Below are 22,269 nucleotides of genomic sequence, written 5' to 3'. Positions count from 1 at the left end.
ATTTAAGGAGTATTATGAAGATTATAACGAACAATCCCCTAGTAGCGAAAGAAATCGATAATATCCCGATTGATTTTATTGAAGGATCTTATCGCGATGTGTTGTTAAAGGCGCACCGTGATATCGTCGAAAATTCTTACGCACTGCTTACCCACCCGTTGAGTGGCAGCATTAAACCGAATGAGACCGTCTATAAGTCAATCATCGTGGCACCCCAGAAAAGCCACTCCGTTGATATGGAGAGCTTAGTCATTGTGGAAAAGGCAATAGATGTTTATGATCATTTCCAGGAAATGCGTAAAACTCCGGATTGGAATGAGCGAATCTTAGAGGACTTTGCAGTTGTAGACTTCCATATTATTCAAGGCGCTATAAGTCAAATACAAGTCCCCCCTCGGTACTTGTAAAACCTTATCTCGGGTTAAAGAGAAATATATAGTTGAGGTGATAGAATGAAGTTAGAATTAGGTAACATCCTAATCAACGATGTCGTGTTAGGTGAAGAATCTAAAGTAGAAAAAAACGTTCTTTACATTAACACGCAAGAAATCATTGATATTGTTCTTGAAGACGAGCACTTAGCTGAGTGTCGCGTTGAGATTGCGAAGCCAGGTGACAGCGTGCGTATTACGCCAGTTAAGGACGTTATCGAGCCACGCGTTAAAGTTGATTCTACAGCTGGAATCTTCCCAGGTGTAATCAACAAAGTTGACACAGTTGGAGAAGGACGTACTCACGTTCTTAAAGGCTGTGAAGTTATGACTGTTGGTAAGATTGTTGGTTTCCAAGAAGGTATTGTTGATATGCAAGGACCTGGAGCAGAAAAAACTCCATTCTCTAAAAATATCAATATCTGTCTTGTAATTGATCCAGTTGAAGGATTAAAACAACATCAATACGAAGAAGCAGTTCGTTTCGCAGGATTCAAGGTTGCAGAATACTTAGGTAAACTAGGTCATGACGTTGAACCAGATGAAATCCATACTTTTGAAACAAAACCTGTTTTCGAACAAGCGGCAGAATTCCCTGACTTACCTAAAGTAGGTTATGTATACATGCTTCAAACACAAGGGTTATTACACGACACTTATGTTTACGGTGTGGATGCTAAGAAGATTGTTCCAACAATCCTTTACCCTACTGAAGTTATGGACGGCGCAATTGTATCAGGTAACTGTGTGTCTGCATGTGATAAGAATACAACTTACCACCACTTAAACAACCCAGTTATCAAGCATTTATACGAACACCATGGTAAAGACTTAAACTTCATGGGCGTTATCATCACTAACGAGAACGTATACTTAGCTGACAAAGAACGTTCATCTAACTGGACTTCTAAATTAGCTGAATACCTAGGTCTTGACGGTGTTATCGTAACTCAAGAAGGTTTTGGTAACCCAGATACTGACTTAATCATGAACTGTAAGAAAATTGAAGCTAAAGGTATCGACACAGTTATCGTAACTGACGAGTATGCTGGTCGTGACGGAGCTTCTCAATCATTAGCGGATGCGGATCCAGCAGCTAACGCTGTAGTTACTGGTGGTAACGCAAACGAATTAATCACTCTACCTCCAATGGATAAAGTCATTGGAATGTTAGATTACGTTGATACAATCGCAGGTGGATTCGACGGAAGCTTACAAGAAGACGGCTCAATTGTTGTTGAATTGCAAGCTATTACTGGAGCTACTAACGAATTAGGCTTCAACGTTCAATCTGCGCGCGGTGTGTAATCTAAACGAATATAAAAGGAGGTAATAGAATGACAAAACGTATTGTACATTACATCAACCAGTTCTACGCTGGTATTGGTGGAGAAGAAAAAGCTGATACAAAACCATTCAAAGAAGATGGCCCTGTCGGACCTGGTCTTGCGTTTGGTAAAGTATTAGAAGACGCTGAAATCGTTGGTACAGTAGCTTGTGGTGACTCATACTTTAACGAGCATCCAGAAGCAATCGACGAAGTTATCGAAATGATTAAATCATTCAACCCTGACTTAGTAATCGCAGGTCCTGCATTTAACGCGGGTCGTTACGGGGTTGCAGCAGGTGCTGTAGCAACTGCAGTGATGGAACGTTTAGAAATTCCTGCAGTTACAGGTATGTACGAAGAAAACCCTGGGGTTGAAATGTATAAGAAAGTTCCTTACATTGTAGGAACTGGTAACTCTGCAGCAGCAATGCGTAAAGCTGTTCCAGCTATCGCTAAAGTTGTTAACAAATTAATCGCTGGTGAGGAACCAAATCCTGAAGAGGACGGTTACTTCGTTCGTCACCGTAAAAACTACCATGCAGATAAGATTGGTGGACAACGTGCGGTTGAAATGTTAATTAAGAAAATGAAAGGCGAAGAATTCGAAACTGAATTCCCAATGCCTGAATTCGACAACGTTGAACCAGCAGCAGCAATTAAAGATATTACTAAAGCTAAGATTGCGATTGTATCTTCTGGTGGACCTGTTCCACATGGTAACCCAGACCGTATCGAATCTTCATCAGCATCTAAATTTGGTCGTTATGACATTGCGGTTGTTGATGACTTAGTAGAAGGTGAATGGGAAACAGCTCACGGTGGTTTCGACCCTGTTGTAGCTAACGAAGATATGAACCGTGTTATCCCTGTTGACGTTTTACGCAACAAAGAGAAAAACGGTGAAATTGGTGAATTATTCCACTACTTCTACTCTACTGTTGGTAACGGTACTGCCGTTGCAAACGCAAAAGCATTCTCTGAAGATATCGCTAAAGAACTTCACGAAAATGGCGTAGATGCTGTTATCTTAACCTCTACTTGAGGGACCTGTACACGTTGCGGAGCAACGATGGTAAAAGGTATCGAAGCAACTGGTATTCCTGTGGTTCACATGTGTACTGTTGTTCCAATCTCTCAAACAGTTGGAGCGAACCGTATCGTTCCTACAATTGCTATTCCTCACCCACTTGGAAATCCAGCATTGGATAAAGAGGAAGAATACAAACTACGTGAGAGATTAGTTGACAAAGCACTTAACGCTTTAACAACTCCTGTTTCAGGTCAAACTGTATTCGATTAATTATAATTTAATCAAACAAAATACCGCTGGTCACAAGTTTTGTGACCAGCGGTTCTTTATTTTGATTTATTTAATTATTGATTAATTCGACTCTTCGAAGTAACATCATCACTTAAGTATTGAATAAATTCTTCATAAGACATACTCAATTGGTCTTTCGATGAATATTGGCGAACATTTACGGTACCGTCCTCTACTTCCTGATCTCCAATTACTAGTTGATATGGAATCTTAGATGTTTGGGCTTCGCGGATCTTATAGCCCAGTTTCTCATTACGTAAATCCATCTCAACTCTAAATCCTTTACTGCGTAAATCATGATAGATTTCTTCAATTCGATTACCATGCGCTTCTACGTTGACTGGAATTAACTTCACTTGAGTAGGAGCTAACCATGTAGGGAACGCCCCTTTGTATTCTTCAATTAAGTATGCCACAAATCGTTCCATTGTTGACACAACGCCTCGGTGGATAACGACTGGACGATGCGTATTTTGCCCATCTTCTCCTACATAGGTTAGGTCAAACCGCTCTGGTAAGAGGAAGTCTAATTGAACAGTTGAAAGAGTTTCTTCCATTCCAATCGCCGTCTTCACTTGAACATCTAATTTAGGTCCATAGAAAGCCGCTTCCCCTTCTGCTTCGAAGTAATCTAAGTCAAGCTCATCCATTGCTTCTTTTAACATCGTTTGTGCTTTTTCCCACATTTCATCATCGTCAAAGTATTTTTTCGTGTCATGTGGATCGCGGTAACTTAAGCGATAACGATAATCGGTAATGTTGAAATCTTCATAAACCTCTTGGATTAAACGTAATACTCGAATAAATTCTTCTTTAATTTGATCCGGTCTAACAAAGATATGCGCATCGTTTAAGGTCATTTCACGCACACGCTGTAAACCAGATAATGAACCTGATTTTTCATAACGGTGCATCATACCCAGCTCAGCAATTCGAAGTGGCAATTCACGATAGGAATGGATATCATCTTTATAAATCAACATATGATGCGGGCAGTTCATTGGACGTAAGACTAACATCTCGCCGTCACCTAAATCCATCGGTGGATACATATCTTCGTGATAATGATCCCAGTGCCCTGATGTTTTGTATAAATCAACATTTGCCATAATTGGCGTATAGACATGGTCATACCCTAGCTCTGTCTCTTTATCAACAATATAGCGTTCAATCACTCGGCGAACTGTTGCGCCATTCGGTAACCAAAATGGAATCCCTTGGCCAGCTTCTTGGCTAATCATAAAGATTCCCAGTTCTTTACCTAAACGACGATGATCGCGCTCTTTAGCCTCTTCTCTTAATCTTAGAAATTCGTCTAATTCCTCTTGGGAGAAGAACGCTGTCCCATAGACGCGTTGCATCATTTTATTGTCTGAATTTCCTCGCCAATATGCTCCGGCCAGTGATAATAATTTAAAGACTTTTATTTTCCCAGTAGATGGAACATGGCCACCACGACATAAGTCAATGAACTCTCCTTGTTGGTAAACAGTAATGACTTCGTCCTCAGGTAAATCACGAACTAACTCTTGCTTATATGGATCCTCAGCAAAAATTTCTAGCGCTTCTTCACGCGATACTTCACGACCTTCAATCTGATAATTTTCTTTAACAATTTTTTTCATCTCAGCTTCGATTCGCGGTAAATCTTCTTCAGTAATCGTCGTCGGGCTATCGGTATCGTAGTAAAATCCAGAATCAATAAATGGTCCTACTCCAAAATGAATTCCTGGATACAAGCGAGTCAAAGCTTGCGCTAGCAAATGCGCTCCGGAGTGACGAAGTAACTCCAAAGCTTCAGGATCTTTCTCAGTAATCAAACGAATCGTACCATCACGTAAGATCGGCTCACGGTAATCTACCCATTCGTCATCTAACTTCGCTGCTAACGTCGCTTTTTGAAGCGATTTAGCAATCGATCCTGCCACATCTTCTACCGTAATTCCTTGTTCGTAAGTGCGTTGATTTCCATCCGGAAATGTTAGTGTTATTTGAGACATCATAATTCCTCCTTTTTAAAAATAAAAAATCCCATTGATTGCCATAACAATCAATGGGACGTTAATAACGTGGTTCCACCCAAACTTTAATAATCTGACGATTATCCTCAGTCACTTAACGCGTGATCACGATCTTAACTACTCTTCTATGCAATTCGCATAGTGGTTCATCAAGATTCTAATGAAGGGGTCTTTACTTAGTGAGCGAAGATGTTACACCAACCCATCTCTCTCTATAAACAACTCAAATAAGTAACGCTGTCTTCATTATTAGATAACTTATAATACCTTATTTATACCATTAAACGATTAAAGATGCAAGAGTTTGCAAAAGCGTTATAAAAATCAATTAATAACCTGATGTTTTTACGCGTAAGAGAGGTTGGAATGAACGTGTTAAGAAAATTAATACAATAATACAGCATAGTGTTTCAGATAGAAACGCTCCTCCATTGACTAGGAATGAGTATACAAATGGACTTTGTCCTTCAGGCGCATAAGATCCCCAGAACCATACCCCCGCAATAAAGTGGACGATATAGCGAGCTAATGATCCTACAATTGTCGCCATGGAAGCTGTCACCCATTGTTTCATACGATTTGTTGGCTCTTCTTGTAATATTCTTTGCATATAAGGTGCAAAGAAACCAGCGAAACCAATGACTGAAAAAGCGACAAAATATTCAATCACAAATTGTACTATTGTTAATACATACGCATTACCTGTAATGTATTGGAGTAATCCCCATAAAAATCCACCCAAGCATCCTGCTAATGTACCACGACGTAAGGCAAGAATAATAATCGGAATCATTTTAACAGATACCTTAAAACTCCATGATGGCGAAGGAATCAACAAATCAATAAGTAGTGCTAAAGCCGCACAGATAGTAATCTCAATCAACGTTTGTGTCTTAATTTTTGACATAAAAAAACTCCTTTTCTTGGCCAACACAAAAAAGGAGTTAAACATCTTGACGCAAGTATTACCTTGATCCAATAAAGGGTATAATCTCAGCCAATATGGCACCCCTTGTTTATGCTGATATCTATATTATAGTAATGATTATAACAAAAACAGCTAATAAAGTAAAATTAAATTTACAATCCAATTATTTTAAACTTTTTATAACTGGGAAAGTCGCAATTGTAATAAAGATTCCTAGCAACATCGGAAATGTTAATAGAACTTGCTTTTCTAGGAAATAATAGCACCCTAAAATAATAATTTGTACAATTAATGAAATCACCAAGTAAACCATTAGTAACCGACGTCGTTTTTCATATTCGTTTGAATTATTTGGATTCATTTTTTAACCTCTTTCTCTTTCTTTTGCCCTTAAATTCTCACCACTTAGAATCATTTCTTTTGCTAAATAATTGATTCGTTCTAAAATGCGACGAGCTTTAACCGGTTCATGACCGTCTTTTGAATGTGCTAGATGCTCCTCCAACTCTTTCATTGTAAAGTTTGAAGTAAAGCAAGTAGGTTTTCCTTCGCGCATCCGATACTCTAAAATCGGCATTAAAATATCATCACGTGACCAAGCAGAATTAAACTGCGCACCAATATCATCGATAATAAGTACATCCACTTGCTTAAGTTGATCAATTTGTTGGGTCATCGTATTATCTGCAAACGACCCTTTTAAATCATTCACAAATGTTGGAAAATGAACGATAAAAACCTGATAATCCATTGCCATCATTTCATTGGCTAATGCGGACAACATATAAGTTTTCCCGACACCAAAAGTACCTGTTAAATAAAAACCGCGAATATCTTGAATGCCTTGCGACTGAACTTGTTCTAAAAAATGCACCAATTCAGATAAAACTTGTTGCCGCACTGCCGTATGGTGATAAATATCAGATAGACGGGCGTGACGAGCAGCTTGAGGCACCATTAAATTTTTAAGATTATGTTGTTGACGTGCCGCTTTTTGCGCATGTAGATAAGCCGCACTCGGTTCGTAATTCACATCAATGTAGCCTTCATTTAAGAATAATTTTGGAATAAATCCTGGATTAGCGCCAGGTAAGCCTGCTTGATGCAATTCTTTTTCTTTCAGAAATTCATCTAATTTTGATAGTGACTTTTGAATCATGTCTTCCGTTATCTCTGATTGGTGTTTTGAAAGAAATGCTTTAATGTCTTCATCTTGATAAATTTTTTGCATCCGTTGCTTGAATTTTGCTTCTTGCTGTGGGTTCCGTTCCACTTTCAAATAATCCGATAGACTATGCATGCTCATCCTCCTGTCGTTTTAATTTTTCAAGACGTGCTTTCAATGTTTGCTCAAATTTTTGATCAACTGAATCACTACCCGCTGTTTCACTTTTACTTTCATTATCCATTTGCATCCACTCAGGAATCGGCTCGTTATAATTTGAATAAGTCGTTGATTTTCGTTTCGGATTGACTTGTTTTTTTCGAATCACTTCTTGTTTACGAAGATAGTGCATCACATCAACAACATGTTCTAAATGATTTTGCTGCCATTCGTTGGCATAACGTTCGAGATCCCCTTGATACAGTGTTGATTTATTCAAAATAATTAAAATATAATAAATCAAGAAATTGATCACCGCTGGGTTCAAAGAAACCACCTTAGTCAATTCAATTAAATTCTTCTGCTCGTAATTCGTAGCAAAACCACCTTTACCTTGCTTAATTCGCTCCAAAAATACTGCATGAGGTAATTGTTCGGTGGTCAAAATCAATTGGATATCTTGTTCTCGCAAATCTGGATAGGCTTCCATTAATTGCGTTTGACGTTCCCTTAAGGACGTCATCGTATATTCAATTGGAAAAGATGTCTCTTTCATTGTCGCGCCCTTATCAATCTTCGTTTCAATTTCCTTTGATTGAGCAGATTCATGAAGGGTGTCTTTCTTCGTCCGGATGGTTTTTGCTTCCGCATGCAATTGCTGATAATCAATCGAATCTGATTGAGATTGAATGACTTGATTCAATAACTGATATAACGTCTGTTCATCGAATTGATATAAGGTCTGTAAAGCGTTTAGTTCGTCCATAAACCGAACTGTGAATAATTGATGATTGACACCACGCTTAATCAAAGCGTTAATTACCTTATGTACTGTTTGAGAGACCGGTGTTCTTTTAAAATTTTCGATCGAACTATCGCTATTTTGATCAGACGCATTAACATTTGCCGCAATCCCACTATAAATCGCTTTGAATGGTTGCGTAACTTCTTCAAACTGTTGCAAATCCACTGACGGGGCTTCATTTTCTTGTATCAACTGTTCAAAGTACCCAGGCCCCATATAATGTAGGAGTGCGGTTTTAAGTTGGCTTGATTGACTAAATGCTGCAAAAGTTTTAGGCTTTAATACTTGATAGACAGCGAGTTGATACTTACTTGGCTGATCACTTGATGAATATAAGAATGTCTTTAACAATCCTACCGCCTCAAGTCTTTGACGCGCCCAATGAAAATCTGCCGCTCCCATATTCATTACTTTGAAAATATCTTGATGTTGTAGAGATTCTTGTGGAGAATCAGCTAATGATTCGAGTGTTAAATACAATGCAACTCCCAACGGCCCAACTAGCGGCTGGTACAGTGAAATAAGATGATGAATTTCTTGTCGATTGATTTGCGAAAGTGATTGCACTTGTAATGGTTGAGTAGAATGCATCCGCCAAGCCGAATCATTTATTTTCATGAAAGATCCCCTTTCGAATTCGAATCGGTCTCGGCTCGATATTTATCGACCATTGTTTCTAATTCTTTCATAAACATCTCACGCGATTGAAATTCACGATAGACACTCGCAAAACGGATATAAGCGACTTCGTCCAATTCAAAAAGGCGCTCCATCACCATTTCGCCAATCACTTCGCTCGGTATTTCTTGCTTACCAGATTCACGGATTTTCTCTTCAATAGAATCAACTAATTTATTCATCGCTTCTAATTGAATCGGCCGCTTCTCAGCCGATCGAATAATACCTCGCAAGAGTTTATCGCGATTAAATTCTTCACGAACATTATCCCGCTTAATAACGAGTAAAGGAAGCTTTTCAATACGCTCATACGTATTAAAACGATAGCCACAACTTAGACATTCTCTTCGACGGCGAATCGTATCGGTCTCTTCACTCGGTCTAGAATCAATCACTTTAGATGATGTATGATGACACTTTGGGCAACGCATATTGACGCCTCCTTCTAATCAATAATAAATATAGTTTATCACAATGTAATAAGTTTACCTATTCTTTCAAGTTCATTTCTTACTTGCTGATAGGTTTGGGAAAAGGATCCATCATTATAAATAATCCGGTCTGCAACGGTCTTTTTCCATTCTATCGATTGTTGTTGTTTCATTCGTTGTAATGCTTCTTCTTTTGATAAATGATCACGTGCCATTAAGCGCTCTAATTGTATATTTTCCGGCACATAGATTAGCCAAGATTCATCATAAGGGTAATTTTCTTCGGTTTCAAACAGCAAGGGAATATCGATAAAACAAAGCGGTTCCGCTTCCTCTCGGTAATATGCAAGTTGCTGTAGAGTCGCTTGATATATTGCTGGATGCATAATTTGATTTAACTGTTCCAACGCGTCCGAATCGTTAAAGACGATTTCACCCATTTTTTTTCGATTCAAAGTCTGATCTTGTTGGAGAATGTCTGTTCCGAACCGATCTACAATTGCTTGCCAACAAGGTTGACCTACTTCAACAACTTGACGAGCTACATAGTCTAAATCAATCACCGGATACCCTAGCTCCAAGATAAAACGAGTTACAGTTGATTTTCCTGTCGCAATCCCGCCTGTAATCGCCACAACATACATTTTATCTCTCCTTTAATATTTGACATGTCGGGCACCAGTGCGTCCCGCGTTGAGCTACTTTCATCTTTTCAATCGGGGTCTGGCATCGTGGACAGAGCTCACCTTGTTTTCCATACACAATTAATTGATCTTGATAGCTGCCTGCTTCATCGATAATATTGCGATAAGTTCGGATAGTGGACCCACCTGCATCAACAGCCCGCTGTAGGACATTGATAATTTGATAATGAAGTCGACAAATTTCGGACTCTGTCAGGGTATTAGCTCGAGTCATCGGATGAATTTGTGCTAAATATAATGCTTCATCTACATAAATATTACCTAAACCCGCTACATAGCGCTGCGATAAAAGGGCAGGTTTAATCATTTGACGACATTCGTGCAATTGTTGAGTAAAAACCTCTAGATCAAACTCACGTTCTGTCGGCTCAGGTCCGAGTTGTCTCGCATCAAAGAATGAATCCAACACCCCAGCTTCAACCCAATTCATCCGACCAAACTTACGGACATCATGATAATGAAGTTGACTGTTATCCTCGAACGTAAAAATAATATGGCTGTGTTTATCTCTATCGAGCGGCACCTCTTCGGGTAAATAAAAGAAGTATTTCCCTTCCATACGTAAGTGGGAGATAAGATACCCATCCGTTAAATTAAAAATTAAAAACTTTCCGCGTCGACTCACAGAGAGAATTTGTTGGTCGATTAACCGTTCTTGCCACGCTGTTACATCCATATCCGCAACAATTTTTGGCCAAAATACTTGAACATTTTTGATGACTTTGTCTTGAACTAACCGTTCCAGTCCTCTGCGATTCACTTCGACCTCGGGTAATTCAGGCATAGCTTCCCTACTTTCTTATGCTTATAACTCGTACCAATTATTGCCTTGATTATAATCGACAATTAACGGAATCGATAATTCAACTGCTTGTTCCATCATCGCTGGAACAATCTCACTTAAGATTTCCATCTCTTCACTCGGTCCTTCAAGGATCAATTCGTCATGCACTTGCAGAAGGATTCGAGAAGATAAATTCATTGCCTCTAGTTTTTCTGCTAATCGAATCATCGCAATTTTAATAATATCTGCAGCTGTACCTTGAATCGGTGAATTTAAAGCCGTCCGCTCAGCAAAAGAACGAACATTAAAGTTGCTTGAGTGAATATCTGGCAAGTAACGTCGACGATGGAATAGCGTACTAACATACCCATCCTTCTTCGCTTGCTCGACAATCTTTTCCATAAATTGATGAATTCCACTATAGGTCTCTAAATAGCGATCGATGAAGCGTTTAGCTTCAGCTCTTGAAATATTCAAGTTTTGTGACAACCCATAATCACTAATACCATAGACAATCCCAAAGTTAACCGCCTTAGCTTGACGTCGATCGTTCGGGGTAACTTTTTGATCGTCATCTAAATGAAATATCGCTCGAGCTGTCGCCGAATGAATATCTTCTCCATCAATAAAGGCTTGTTGCATGGCTTTATCCCCACTGATATGAGCGAGGACACGCAATTCTATTTGTGAGTAGTCTGCACTAAATAATTGCCAGCCCGGCTCACTTGGTACAAAGGCTTGACGGATTTTACGTCCTTCCTCAATTCGAATTGGAATATTTTGTAAATTCGGATCGGTACTAGATAACCGCCCCGTTTGGGTCAGTGTTTGAACAAAATGGGTATGAATTTTCCCATCTGCTTGAATATAATCTTGTAATCCAATTAAATAAGTCCCTTGCAACTTATTAAGTTGACGATAATCTAGAATTAATTCAATAATCGGGTGTTGATGTTGTAGCTTTTCTAGCACATCCGCTGACGTACTATACCCGGTCTTCGTCTTCTTAATTACTGGCAGGTTTAACTTTTCAAATAAAATTTCACCTAACTGCTTGGGTGAATTCAAATTAAAGGATTCTCCCGCCAGCTGAAATACATCCTTTTCAATCTCTAACAGGCGAGCTTCGATTTCCTCACTTTTAGCTTGGAGTATCTCCGGATCAACTTTAATTCCCGTTATTTCCATTTCGGATAATATACGGGCTACCGGCATATCGATATCCGTATATAATTCCATCATATCGAGTGTATTTAAACGTTCTTTTAAGGGTTCTACCAATTGGGATAAGGCGACCACTTTACTTGCTAAGTGTGGTTGCCAAACTTCTTCTGACGGCCAAGCAATCTTTTTACCTTTGCCATAAACAGCCTCATCATAAGCTACCGCTAATGGGATATTAAACTCCCGTAAAATATCAGGAATTTCCTTAAGGTGATCATTCATCACTAAATAAGCCGCGATTAAACAATCGAAGTCAATACCTTTTAATTCCACACCATTTCGGTGAGCTAGAACTTGCGTCCGCTTAGAGTCAAACATAGTCTTTGGTATCATCGGATCTTCTAACCACGCTCTAAACTCTTCGCTATCAAAAGCAATATTCGCTTCCGTGACAAAAGCGTTTTGAGTTGAAATATCATACCATGCAACCGCTTGAATCGGTTCTTCATGATAATTACTTCTTAATGTTTCAAAGTATATTGTCGCTGCATCCGGTAAATGGGTCGATTCGATTTGTTTTAAATAGTTGATTTCATAGTCAGGTGCATCGGGAACTTCGTTAGCTTGATTAGAAAAATCTACCGGATTATCCTGCATTAAATCACTTAAAAAAGAATTAAAATTCATCGAACGGTTAAATTCGATTAAGGCTTCAATATCTCTCCCGTGATAAGCAAAGTCATCCAATTTAAATTTTAAATCAATATCGCGCTTAATCTCCGCTAAATCACGACACATAAAGGCAATATCTCGTTCGTTAATCAGGTTCTCTTTCATTTTTGATGGTTTTAATTCATCAATTCGTTCATAAAGCTCTGGAATCGAATGGTATTCATAGAGCAATTTAAGTCCAGTCTTTTCACCAATACGCGTTACACCAGGATAATTATCGGAGCTATCCCCAACCAAACCTTTCAAATCAATAATTTGTCGAGGTGTAATCCCGTATTCTTCTTCAATCGTTTCTGGCGTGTATTCGACTAAATCACTGACACCACGACGCGTAATATGGACAGTCGTTTGTGGGCTTGCCAATTGAATCAAATCTCGGTCCCCAGAAATTACATGGACTTGGTCATTCGAATCTGCTTGATACGCCAACGTTCCAATAATATCATCCGCTTCAAATTCAGCCATATCATAATATTGAATGCCAAAAGCATCGAGTAAGACTCGTAAATATGGCATTTGTTCCTTTAATTCAGACGGCGTACTTTGGCGCCCCCCTTTATATTCTTGATACATCTCGGTCCGAAACGTTGGTCCCGCTTGGTCAAATGCAACCATAATATGTGTCGGATCAAATTGTTTGATAAGATTATCTAACATACGATAGAAGCTATACAAAGCGTTGGTATGCAATCCTGCTTGATTTTTAAAGCGTTCTAAATCTAAAATCGAATAAAACGCACGATAAGCTAGGCTGCTTCCATCAATTAATACTATTTTTCGAGTTGTCATCTTATCCCCTCCATCTTTATTATAAACAAAAAACCAATGAAAAGCATTTTTCATTGGTTGGCATCTTAAAGTAAGTTTGGTCTTAATTGTGCGTAAGACTGTTCGAAGTGCTTAGATAATTCATCAATATCACCCGCACCCATAAATAATATAACGGCGTCTTCATAATCCATTAATGGTGAAAGATGGTCTTGCGAAATCAATTCGACTTCATCACCAATCAAACTGGCTAAGTCTTCAATCCTTACCCGACCTGACTGTTCTCTTGCCGAGGTAAAGATATCAACTAGATAGATGACATCCGATTGTTTTAATGCTTCAGCAAATTCACTTAAGAGCGCTGTCGTCCGACTGAACGTATGCGGTTGGAAAATCGCTACAATCTCTCGATCTGGATAGCGTTGTTTGGCTGCATCAATCGTCGCTTCAATTTCTGAAGGATGGTGCGCATAATCATCAATAATTGTTAATTGATTAACTTGTCGACTTGAAAAACGACGTTTTACGCCTGGGAAATTCGCTAAATATTTCTGTATTTGTACTGAATCGAACCCTTCCTCCAACAATACTCCGATCACCGCCAAGGCATTCAAAATATTATGTTCTCCATAAACTGGAATTGAGAAATGTCCCATATTCTGACCATAATAAATTACATCAAAATTTGAGCCTTCAACGGTTCGCTCAATTTGTGTCGCTTGAATATCGCACTCCTCAGTTAATCCATAGTAATGGATTGGGACTGATGCTTCAATTTGTCGTAATAATGGGTCTTCACCACACGCTATAATGGCCTTTTTAGCTTGATTGGCAAATGTAGTCATCGCATCAAACACATCATCAATCGAACGGAAATAGTCTGGATGGTCAAAATCTACATTTGTTATAATGGCGTAATCCGGTGAATACGCTAGAAAATGACGACGATATTCACAGGCCTCTAATACAAAGTAAGTAGCTTCCTCATCTCCTGACCCTGTACCATCCCCAATCAAATAACTGGTTGGGGCTAAGTGACTCAAGACATGTGCTAAAAGACCTGTCGTAGAAGTCTTGCCGTGTGATCCTGTAATCCCAATACTAATGTACCCTTCAATCATTTTTCCTAGAAAATCATGATACCGGTAAAACTCACAATCTAAAGCTTGTGCTTGTTGAATCTCTGGATGATCCTCACCAAAGGCATTACCACCAATTACCACGTAATCTGATTGAATATTATCAGCATCAAAAGTAAAAATTGGAATTTCATGATTTTCAAGTTCTTGTTGTGTGAAGAAATACTTACCAACGTCACTACCTTGGACTTTATAGCCTTCTCCATGTAATATCAGCGCTAGCGCACTCATACCTGAGCCTTTAATTCCAATAAAGTGATACGTTTTAGTTTTGTCTAAGTGCATAAAATTATTCCTCCTGAAGATCGAACAATAGAAAGTCTTCATATGATTTCGACAATCGCTGAACTAATTCAGGAATAGCCGATGGATCAATTGAATCCTTAGAGCTTGCTGATGACTTTCGATGTGTGTTCATCGTGTCGTTTGAGGACTCTAAATTTTGCTCTCCATGCGGAAGTTGAGGTGGAGAGTAAGATGAACGTTCCGATTTTATATAATACTTGTTTATACTCTCTGAATCAAGTTTTTCGTTTGAATCACCTAGGTTATTTTTTGCTGGCCTCGTCGCTAGATACGAAGGTTGGTAGTCGGTCTTCGGTGTCGCTGTATCCGACAGGACGGACTGACGTTGAAGTAATGAATCATCTGTAGTCCGCCACTCTTTATGCGACACTTGTGAACGAGTCTGTTGGCGTTCAAATGGAACTTCATAATGGTTCGCTAAGTCAGTCGACATCGACGCAGGCTGTTTCCATGATGACTTGGGATGCAATTGGGATGATGAACTAAAGGACTGAGTTGTCTTACGTATATTGGTATCTTTTAATATCGGTGGCATCTCTAAATCTTGTTCTCTTTGACGTCGAGCTGACTGAGCATCAAACTTTCGATTCAATTCTTTATTTTGCTCATGTCCTTGAGACATTCTCTCCACTCTTTCCTTAATTCAATTGTGCGATTACTTCATCTAATGGTGTCCCTGGTTCAAAATGATCTGGCAATTCCCATATTCCTTCAGTATTGCCTACTCCTTCGAGTTGCAACTCACGAGTTGAACAGACCATGCCATAGCTTGGAACACCACGCAGTTCACTTGGCCAAATAATTAAACCACTTGGCATTACTGCGCCTGGACGTGCTACTAATACATGCAGTCCCTGGCGAATATTTTTCGCTCCACATACAATTTGTAAGGTTGTATCACCTACATTCGTCTGCGTAAGCGAAAGATGATCACTATCTTCGACTGGATCGCAAGATTCAACGTACCCCACTACAAATTTCGGTGTCGCATCAACCTTCACTTCTGCCTCATAATCGGTTTTTGAGATCAACTCATTGATTGTTTTGAGTTGTTCATTAGACAACAAAACTTGACCCGTTTCGCTTAAGTCTAAGTATTGAGAAGCGTTGAATATATTGACACTGACAATTTCCTCTTGGTGTGCCGGACGAACTACCGCGACATCACCTTTTCGTTCGAATGATTTTGCACTTGTTGAGTTGCTATCTCGCGTTAATAACAGGACATCTCCTGTTGCTGTTGGATTATAAAATGCTAACCACATAGGCTTCCCTCCTAATTATTTTCACGGATTGTTTTTAATGTTTCTACATTAAATTCCGTGACAACTTGTTGCAGCATAGCAATCGCTGCTTTGTAATCTGACAGTCGATAAATTGATTGATGACCGTGAATATAACGTGCCGGAACGCCAATTACACCACTAATAATACCTTCATTCATCGTATGAGCAGCTCCTGCATCCGTACCGCCTTTTGAGAAGAAATATTGATAATCAATCTCATGGCGTTCAGCTGTTTCAACGAAATAATCAATTAAACCACGATGGGTCAACATGCCTGGGTCTTGCATTCGTAATAAAAATCCTTCCCCAAGACGCCCTTGAACTCCGGTAGAGCTTTCTGAATCACCTGCTGGTGAGCAATCTACCGCAATAAAGACGTCCGGTTGGTAACGTGTTACCGCTCCACGAACGCCGCGTAACCCAACTTCTTCTTGCACGTTCGCGCCAATAATTAAGTCGCAATCTAATTCTTTTCCTTGTACGTATTCTAATAAATCTAAAATTGCCACACAACCATAGCGGTTATCCCAAGATTTTCCGATTAAATTCTTCCCATTAGCTGCATAGATTGTTTCCACTTCAGGAACAATTGCATTACCTGGACGAACACCGTAACTTTCCGCTTCTTCTTTAGAGTCAAAGCCTGCATCAAAACGAATATCTTCTGGCTTCAGACTGGCTGCTTGCCCACCGCCACGCAATAAATGCGGTGCGACTGCACTCGATACTATAGGATAGTCACCTTTAGCAGTTTGCAAGGTGTAACGTTGCGCTGAGACGGCATAGACGTTCCAACCCCCAATTGGCGTTACGGACATGGTTCCATTATTATGGATTTCTGTTACCATAAAGCCTACTTCATCCATATGGGCTGCAATCATAACTTTCGGCGCATTTTGTTGTTTTGATCTAATGATACCGTAAACATTACCTAGATCAGACACTTCAATCTCATCGACCAAAGGTGTCATATGCTCTACTAAATATTGACGTACATTACGCTCATATCCTGAGATTCCTTGTAATTCCGTAAGCTCTTTAATGCGTTGAAATAATTTGTCTGACATCTTATCGTCCTCCGTTTTCTTATTGCATTCTATCATTATAATTGTGTCACAAATACACCTTAAATTCAATCTTTACACATATTTGGTCTTTGCCTTTTATCGTGTTAAAATAGTAATTATAACTTAAGGGAGTGTGTCTTATGAGATATCAAAAAGAATTAACAATTGCTGGCGCTTTTATCGCAGGAACCGCCATGGGCGCTGGGATTGCATGGCTAGTTCAACGCAACCGTCCTCAAAATCCATCACATGTTTTACAACAAACAAAAGAATACTTTGGATCTTTAGGTGTAGTTAAAGGAGCCTGGATTGATTACGATACAATCGAGTATGATTTATTCGATAATGCCCCAATGGTATATATCGGTGGGGTTACTGTTGCAAAAGATGACCAACTTGTTTATTATCAGTTTGCGAGTGATGCAATCACTGGAGATGTGATTGATTATTCACCCATGCAATTATCCAATTAATTGAATCCAAAATCGTTCAAGAAAGAGGTGAGAATCGTTTATGAATCAAGAAGAATGGGAACTCCATCCGATTCCCGGTCAGTCGGGTGATGCATATATGGGTGTTCGCTACGACGAAAAATTATTTTTTAAACGAAATACCTCACCTTTTGTGGCGACGCTTGCAGCGGCAGGCCTCGTTCCTAAATTAAAATGGACCGAACGGACGTACTCAGGTGATTTACTCACAGCACAGGAGTGGAGCGATGGAAGAATTCTCAATCGTGAGGACATGTATCAACAACGAATCGTTGATTTGATTTATCATATTCACCACTCAGAGCATCTACTGATTATGCTCAAGCGAGTAGGAGGACGTATCTACGCCCCGCAAGATTTTATTGAAGCATACCAAACAAATCTCCCCCCTTCGCTTCAAACTCACCAATACTTTAATTCAATTATCCATGACTTACAGAATCATATTAACTCATCGCTAATGGATGTGCCCCTTTCTGTTTGCCATGGAGATTTAAATCACCATAATTTTATTGAGCAGACCGATGGAAAGCTATATATTGTGGACTGGGAAGAAGTAAAAATTGCAGATCCAGTCAGTGATCTTACTCAGTTCTTACTCCAATATTTTCCTCCTTCACAGTGGGATCAGTGGCTGGCAAACTATGGTGTAAAAATAGATTCGAACTATATGGAAAGAATTGAGTGGTATTCTGTAATTAACTGTTTACGATTAATCAAACAGTTTTATAAAGAAGGTCGATTGTATGAAGCAAACCAAACGATTATGCAATTAAAACCAATCTACCAACAACTTAGAAAGAGGTACTATGATGAGACTGCGCCATAAACCATGGGCACAAGACCGTATCAACGACTATCCACAGTACGTATCGCCCGCCCCCGAGACACATCGAGGCCATTGGCAGGAGCGTTTCGAAAAACAACAACCCCTACATATTGAAGTTGGATCAGGTAAGGGGCAATTTATTATCAACTTAGCTAAACAAAACCCTGAGATTAATTACATCGCGCTTGAAATTCAAACCAGTGTCACCGTTATGATATTAGACAAACAAATTGAAGCACAACTGCCTAACTTACAAATTATTCACGGAAATGGTGGCCACTTAAATCAGTACTTTGCACCCGGTGAAGTAGATCTTGTATACTTGAACTTTTCGGATCCTTGGCCGAAGAAACGCCATGAGAAACGCCGACTAACTTCTAAAAACTTCTTAGAACAATACCGTGAAGTTTTAAAACCTGAAGGCGAAATCCACTTTAAAACAGATAACCGAGGATTATTCGAGTACTCACTGGCAAATTTGTCGCAGTGCGGCTGGATTTTAAAACAAGTTTGGCTCGATTTACACGAAGATGGTTTATCGAATAATGTGATAACTGAATATGAAGAAAAATTCTCCCAAAAAGGTCATCCAATTTATCGATTGGAAGCTTACTATCCGATCGATACGCATTAAGTTAATTTAATCAAAAAACTCCGTTGCCCGAGAGCAGCGGAGTTTCTTAATGATATATATTACTTTTCTAATAAAGCTTCAAGTTCACCTAAGCGTTGCTCGAAGACATCGAGAGCTTCATCGATATACTCTTTTTGAGTCATATCTAAACCAGCCATCTTCATCGTATCGATCGCATAGTGGCTACGTCCTGATTTTAAGAAGTTTAAGTACTTCTCAAGTGTCTCTTGATCACCTTCAAGAACTTTCTTCGCAAAGTAAGTTGCAGCCGCAAAACCTGTTGAGTATTGGAAGACATAATAGTTGTAGTAGAAATGAGGAATCCGTGTCCATTCATAACGAATTTCAGAATTTGAATTTACAGCAGGACCATAATATTTCTCATTAATACGTTGGTAATGCTCTTGCATAAATTCACTCGTTAATGGTTGTCCCGCTGCATCTTGCTCGTGAATAAAATGTTCAAACTCCGCAAATTGCGTTTGGCGATACATAGTACCTTTAACACCATCGAGGAAGTGGTTAATAATGTATTTTTTAATTTCCACATCATCGTACGTATCAAGCAAGTATTGTGTTAATAAATTCTCATTCATCGTCGAAGCAATCTCCGCTAGGAAGATTGGGTAACCTCCATATTCAAGCGGTTGATTTTTACGGGTATAGTAACTATGAACTGAGTGACCTAACTCATGCACTAACGTATAGAGCGAGTTCAAGCCATCTTGCCAGTTTAATAAAATATATGGGTAGCTGTCGTAAGAACCTGATGAATACGCCCCACTGCGCTTTCCTTTATTCTCATAGACATCAATCCATGAATTATCAAAGGCTTCTTGAATAATTGATAAATAGTCCTCACCCATCGGAGACAATGCTTTTAAGGTAATCTCTTTGGCTTCTTCATAAGTGAATTCAATCGCTGGCTCGCCAAGTAATGGTGTATACATATCATACATCTCAAGATCTTCAATGCCTAATAGCTGTTTACGCAGCTCCACGTATCGATGTAATAAATTTAATCGTTCACCAACAGTTTCTAATAAAGTATCATAAACCGCTTCAGGAATGTGGTTATTGAATAAGGCAGCACTTCGAGCCGATGAAAATCCGCGGATTTTCGCATCAAAGTTATGTGTCTTGATTTCGGTTCCAAGGACATGAGCTAAAGTATTCGCATATTGGACAAAGACAGAATAAAATTGTTCAAAAGTATTTTTACGCACTTCACGGTCAGTACTTTCAAGTAACTTCCCATAGGTTGCATGGGTTAATTTAATATCATTTCCTTCGCTATCTTTAATCGTTGGAAATTCAAAGTCAGAGTTGTTCAGTAAGCCAAATGTTTTGGACGCACTATTGAAGATCTCACTCGCATTTGCTAGGAGTAATTCTTGCTCTGGTGGTAAAACATGCTCACGGAAACGTGTTAAATTATCGATGTATTGGCGCAATGCTTGTAAGCGAGAATTTTCATCAATCATCGCTTCGAGTTGGTTCGCTTCAATACTCATTAATTCCGGATCAAAATAAGCAAAAGCTTGAGCATATTTTGAGTAGAGTTGTGAAGTCTTCGCATCCATCTGCTGATAAGTACTATTGGTTGAATCTTGGTCATACTTCAAATGGGCATAAACACCTAAATTGCTCACTTGACGACCGAGATCTAAACGCAGATCGATAGCTTCTGCTAACGTTTCAGCTGAAGACCCTAACTTTCCTTCATAGTCCTTAGCTTTTTCCAAGCCGTTTAATGCAGCTTGATAACTTTCCTCAAAGGCTTCATCCGTCTTAAACATTGGGGTTAAATCCCATTGGTAACGCGGATCATTTTGTTCACGTGTTTTCAATTGTGATTCACTCACAGTATCATCTCCTTGTAAAATCGTTATCATTAGTCTAACACAAACTCACTTCAGATGACACGCGATATGAAAATTAGTTTAATGATGATTTTTAGACAACAAATCGAGTACCTCATGCAGTGTTTCCTTAACAATCCTTTCGCGTTCGATAAAGGCACTTGTTCCCCATGAAATAACAGAATGATTAAGTAAACAGTCCACCAACTCATCAAACGATAAATCTTCTGATTGGTAAACTTGAATCCAAGCCACTAATTCCCAAAAAGGATTCAAGCAAAAGTAACATTGCCATAAATCTGTCAGAACCCAACGTGGTAAATGATCCAAGCTCATCCCACGCTGATAGAGCTGAACTAACGAGCGGCGATACGTTGGATCACGCTTTATTCTAATCAAAACAGTGGCATATCCTTTGTTCGAACGCCTTCCTTGTGAAGTAAGATGTCCCTTAGTTTTTCCATTCCCAGTAGCTAAATTAACGATAGTCTTAGGGAGTTGGTAATGATTTCTTTGATAAATTAATGGAATAGAATGAATAAAACCGATTGTTTGATCCGTCAAATCCAAATAAGGGATATAGTAACCCCAGTTCGCATCATACATTGTCATCGTATGATGCCATGTATGATTGAGCTGTGAATCTAGCTTTAATGTTTCATAACAAGAGAACCATACAACCTGGTCCACCAATGTTTGATATAGTTCAGTTCGGCGTTTTATTTCCTCTGGTGGAATTTTAGAATATTGAAATTCCAAAACACTCGACCAACCTGTTTGCCGTTCCATCACAAACACATCCGCGCGTTGGTTAATTTCTGCAAAATAATACTCTAATTTAACACTATAATTCTTTAAATCAAGGGCTCGCTTTAAAATTTCTTTACCTGCATGATGCATGGCACTTTCTTGAACAACTCGCCGCTCCGGCTGATTTTCTGAAGATTGACAGGATTTTAAATGACTGAAAAAATATTTTTGCCGCTTGCTACATTTAACAATCACCCGTTGATGACAGATAGGACAATATAAGTTCCCATGCCGCTCAGGGGACTGGTTGAGTTGATGGGCATAAATAATTTCTCGGTTTCGAGTTACAGCATATTTCATCATAATTCCTCCTTAATATTAAATACACTAAAAAGGGGAAATTTTTGACTTTTAAAATAAAAAAATAACTGACGTCATCCGAAGGTGGATTCAGTCAGTTACTTTCATTGTATATTTTCGGGTT

The 22,269-nt window shown here is 39.1% G+C and carries 21 protein-coding genes and 1 riboswitch; of the genes, 6 read left to right on the top strand and 15 right to left on the bottom strand.

The window, feature by feature from the left end; all coding sequences use genetic code 11:
* Positions 1–14: 14 nt before the first annotated feature.
* Genes HMPREF9707_RS07370 through grdB form a run of 3 tightly spaced genes read left to right on the top strand, consistent with a single transcriptional unit; the run spans position 15 to position 3,061 of the window.
* Positions 15–407: a GrdX family protein gene (locus HMPREF9707_RS07370; protein WP_006702073.1), complete on the top strand. Its 393-nt coding sequence runs from the start codon at positions 15–17 to the stop codon at positions 405–407.
* A gap of 45 nt (positions 408–452) precedes the next feature.
* Entirely contained in the window at positions 453–1,739 is a 1,287-nt protein-coding gene (locus tag HMPREF9707_RS07365; protein ID WP_006702072.1) for a glycine/sarcosine/betaine reductase component B subunit, read from the top strand.
* Positions 1,740–1,768: 29 nt separating this feature from the next.
* Positions 1,769–3,061: a glycine reductase complex selenoprotein B gene (grdB, locus tag HMPREF9707_RS07360; RefSeq protein ID WP_083857196.1), complete on the top strand. Its 1,293-nt coding sequence runs from the start codon at positions 1,769–1,771 to the stop codon at positions 3,059–3,061.
* A 74-nt stretch (positions 3,062–3,135) separates the two neighbouring features.
* Here grdB and thrS read toward each other — a convergent pair whose 3' ends face one another.
* From thrS to pepA, 13 genes are all read right to left on the bottom strand, one after another.
* Positions 3,136–5,082 carry a threonine--tRNA ligase gene (thrS, locus tag HMPREF9707_RS07350; protein WP_006702069.1) on the bottom strand — a complete coding sequence of 649 codons (1,947 nt, stop codon included), beginning with the start codon at positions 5,080–5,082 and terminating at the stop codon, positions 3,136–3,138.
* Between the two features lie 349 nt (positions 5,083–5,431).
* Positions 5,432–6,010, bottom strand: a complete 579-nt coding sequence (thiT, locus tag HMPREF9707_RS07345) for an energy-coupled thiamine transporter ThiT (protein ID WP_006702068.1) — start codon at positions 6,008–6,010, stop codon at positions 5,432–5,434.
* A 27-nt stretch (positions 6,011–6,037) separates the two neighbouring features.
* Positions 6,038–6,126, bottom strand: a riboswitch (TPP riboswitch).
* Positions 6,127–6,194: 68 nt separating this feature from the next.
* Positions 6,195–6,392: a hypothetical protein gene (locus tag HMPREF9707_RS07340; RefSeq protein WP_006702067.1), complete on the bottom strand. Its 198-nt coding sequence runs from the start codon at positions 6,390–6,392 to the stop codon at positions 6,195–6,197.
* A gap of 3 nt (positions 6,393–6,395) precedes the next feature.
* The gene (dnaI, locus tag HMPREF9707_RS07335) at positions 6,396–7,331 is read right to left on the bottom strand and encodes a primosomal protein DnaI (protein WP_006702066.1); all 936 of its coding nucleotides are present in this window, start codon (positions 7,329–7,331) and stop codon (positions 6,396–6,398) included.
* A complete protein-coding gene (locus HMPREF9707_RS07330; RefSeq protein WP_006702065.1) occupies positions 7,324–8,778 on the bottom strand; it encodes a replication initiation and membrane attachment family protein in 1,455 nt (484 codons plus the stop codon). The genes dnaI and HMPREF9707_RS07330 overlap by 8 nt, the downstream gene beginning before the upstream one ends.
* Positions 8,775–9,269 carry a transcriptional regulator NrdR gene (gene nrdR / locus HMPREF9707_RS07325; RefSeq protein WP_006702064.1) on the bottom strand — a complete coding sequence of 165 codons (495 nt, stop codon included), beginning with the start codon at positions 9,267–9,269 and terminating at the stop codon, positions 8,775–8,777. The genes HMPREF9707_RS07330 and nrdR overlap by 4 nt, the downstream gene beginning before the upstream one ends.
* 38 nt (positions 9,270–9,307) lie before the next feature.
* Positions 9,308–9,913, bottom strand: coding sequence for a dephospho-CoA kinase (gene coaE, locus HMPREF9707_RS07320; protein ID WP_006702063.1), 606 nt, complete (start codon positions 9,911–9,913; stop codon positions 9,308–9,310).
* Between the two features lies 1 nt (position 9,914).
* Complete coding sequence (mutM, locus tag HMPREF9707_RS07315) at positions 9,915–10,757, bottom strand: DNA-formamidopyrimidine glycosylase (RefSeq protein WP_006702062.1); 843 nt, start codon at positions 10,755–10,757, stop codon at positions 9,915–9,917.
* A gap of 21 nt (positions 10,758–10,778) precedes the next feature.
* Positions 10,779–13,442, bottom strand: coding sequence for a DNA polymerase I (gene polA, locus HMPREF9707_RS07310; RefSeq protein ID WP_006702061.1), 2,664 nt, complete (start codon positions 13,440–13,442; stop codon positions 10,779–10,781).
* 65 nt (positions 13,443–13,507) lie between these two features.
* Positions 13,508–14,845: a UDP-N-acetylmuramate--L-alanine ligase gene (gene murC, locus HMPREF9707_RS07305; protein ID WP_006702060.1), complete on the bottom strand. Its 1,338-nt coding sequence runs from the start codon at positions 14,843–14,845 to the stop codon at positions 13,508–13,510.
* A gap of 4 nt (positions 14,846–14,849) precedes the next feature.
* Positions 14,850–15,488, bottom strand: a complete 639-nt coding sequence (locus HMPREF9707_RS07300; RefSeq protein ID WP_006702059.1) for a hypothetical protein — start codon at positions 15,486–15,488, stop codon at positions 14,850–14,852.
* Positions 15,489–15,504: 16 nt separating this feature from the next.
* Positions 15,505–16,131 (bottom strand): YtpR family tRNA-binding protein, encoded by a 627-nt coding sequence (ytpR, locus tag HMPREF9707_RS07295; protein ID WP_006702058.1) that lies wholly within the window; start codon positions 16,129–16,131, stop codon positions 15,505–15,507.
* A gap of 11 nt (positions 16,132–16,142) precedes the next feature.
* Positions 16,143–17,219, bottom strand: a complete 1,077-nt coding sequence (gene pepA, locus HMPREF9707_RS07290) for a glutamyl aminopeptidase (protein WP_006702057.1) — start codon at positions 17,217–17,219, stop codon at positions 16,143–16,145.
* 140 nt (positions 17,220–17,359) lie between these two features.
* On the opposite strand from pepA, the gene HMPREF9707_RS07285 reads away from it, so the two are divergent.
* From HMPREF9707_RS07285 to trmB, 3 genes are read left to right on the top strand one after another with little or no spacing between them, the layout of a single operon-like run.
* Entirely contained in the window at positions 17,360–17,692 is a 333-nt protein-coding gene (locus HMPREF9707_RS07285; RefSeq protein WP_006702056.1) for a hypothetical protein, read from the top strand.
* Between the two features lie 40 nt (positions 17,693–17,732).
* Positions 17,733–18,539, top strand: coding sequence for a phosphotransferase family protein (locus HMPREF9707_RS07280; RefSeq protein ID WP_006702055.1), 807 nt, complete (start codon positions 17,733–17,735; stop codon positions 18,537–18,539).
* Positions 18,523–19,173 carry a tRNA (guanosine(46)-N7)-methyltransferase TrmB gene (trmB, locus tag HMPREF9707_RS07275; RefSeq protein ID WP_006702054.1) on the top strand — a complete coding sequence of 217 codons (651 nt, stop codon included), beginning with the start codon at positions 18,523–18,525 and terminating at the stop codon, positions 19,171–19,173. The genes HMPREF9707_RS07280 and trmB overlap by 17 nt, the downstream gene beginning before the upstream one ends.
* Before the next feature lie 59 nt (positions 19,174–19,232).
* On the opposite strand, the gene pepF is transcribed toward trmB, so the two are convergent.
* Both pepF and HMPREF9707_RS07265 read right to left on the bottom strand, forming a co-directional pair.
* Positions 19,233–21,038 (bottom strand): oligoendopeptidase F, encoded by a 1,806-nt coding sequence (gene pepF, locus HMPREF9707_RS07270; RefSeq protein WP_006702053.1) that lies wholly within the window; start codon positions 21,036–21,038, stop codon positions 19,233–19,235.
* Between the two features lie 78 nt (positions 21,039–21,116).
* Positions 21,117–22,145, bottom strand: a complete 1,029-nt coding sequence (locus tag HMPREF9707_RS07265; RefSeq protein ID WP_006702052.1) for a competence protein CoiA — start codon at positions 22,143–22,145, stop codon at positions 21,117–21,119.
* Positions 22,146–22,269: the final 124 nt, after the last annotated feature.

This window comes from Falseniella ignava CCUG 37419 (assembly GCF_000301055.1).
Classification (GTDB): domain Bacteria; phylum Bacillota; class Bacilli; order Lactobacillales; family Aerococcaceae; genus Falseniella; species Falseniella ignava.
Note: the sequence above shows the minus strand (reverse complement) of the source record. Positions and strands in the feature narration are given on the sequence as shown.

What these genes read in the sequence shown, in the direction of transcription:
- nrdR (WP_006702064.1), bottom strand. Translation starts at nt 9,269, where the DNA reads ATGCGTTGCCCAAAGTGTCATCATACATCATCTAAAGTGATTGATTCT.
- HMPREF9707_RS07265 (WP_006702052.1), bottom strand. Translation starts at nt 22,145, where the DNA reads ATGAAATATGCTGTAACTCGAAACCGAGAAATTATTTATGCCCATCAA.
- HMPREF9707_RS07280 (WP_006702055.1), top strand. Translation starts at nt 17,733, where the DNA reads ATGAATCAAGAAGAATGGGAACTCCATCCGATTCCCGGTCAGTCGGGT.
- ytpR (WP_006702058.1), bottom strand. Translation starts at nt 16,131, where the DNA reads ATGTGGTTAGCATTTTATAATCCAACAGCAACAGGAGATGTCCTGTTA.
- thrS (WP_006702069.1), bottom strand. Translation starts at nt 5,082, where the DNA reads ATGTCTCAAATAACACTAACATTTCCGGATGGAAATCAACGCACTTAC.
- trmB (WP_006702054.1), top strand. Translation starts at nt 18,523, where the DNA reads ATGAGACTGCGCCATAAACCATGGGCACAAGACCGTATCAACGACTAT.
- HMPREF9707_RS07300 (WP_006702059.1), bottom strand. Translation starts at nt 15,488, where the DNA reads ATGTCTCAAGGACATGAGCAAAATAAAGAATTGAATCGAAAGTTTGAT.
- pepA (WP_006702057.1), bottom strand. Translation starts at nt 17,219, where the DNA reads ATGTCAGACAAATTATTTCAACGCATTAAAGAGCTTACGGAATTACAA.
- HMPREF9707_RS07365 (WP_006702072.1), top strand. Translation starts at nt 453, where the DNA reads ATGAAGTTAGAATTAGGTAACATCCTAATCAACGATGTCGTGTTAGGT.
- dnaI (WP_006702066.1), bottom strand. Translation starts at nt 7,331, where the DNA reads ATGCATAGTCTATCGGATTATTTGAAAGTGGAACGGAACCCACAGCAA.
- mutM (WP_006702062.1), bottom strand. Translation starts at nt 10,757, where the DNA reads ATGCCTGAATTACCCGAGGTCGAAGTGAATCGCAGAGGACTGGAACGG.
- polA (WP_006702061.1), bottom strand. Translation starts at nt 13,442, where the DNA reads ATGACAACTCGAAAAATAGTATTAATTGATGGAAGCAGCCTAGCTTAT.
- HMPREF9707_RS07330 (WP_006702065.1), bottom strand. Translation starts at nt 8,778, where the DNA reads ATGAAAATAAATGATTCGGCTTGGCGGATGCATTCTACTCAACCATTA.
- HMPREF9707_RS07340 (WP_006702067.1), bottom strand. Translation starts at nt 6,392, where the DNA reads ATGAATCCAAATAATTCAAACGAATATGAAAAACGACGTCGGTTACTA.
- murC (WP_006702060.1), bottom strand. Translation starts at nt 14,845, where the DNA reads ATGCACTTAGACAAAACTAAAACGTATCACTTTATTGGAATTAAAGGC.
- HMPREF9707_RS07370 (WP_006702073.1), top strand. Translation starts at nt 15, where the DNA reads ATGAAGATTATAACGAACAATCCCCTAGTAGCGAAAGAAATCGATAAT.
- thiT (WP_006702068.1), bottom strand. Translation starts at nt 6,010, where the DNA reads ATGTCAAAAATTAAGACACAAACGTTGATTGAGATTACTATCTGTGCG.
- coaE (WP_006702063.1), bottom strand. Translation starts at nt 9,913, where the DNA reads ATGTATGTTGTGGCGATTACAGGCGGGATTGCGACAGGAAAATCAACT.
- HMPREF9707_RS07285 (WP_006702056.1), top strand. Translation starts at nt 17,360, where the DNA reads ATGAGATATCAAAAAGAATTAACAATTGCTGGCGCTTTTATCGCAGGA.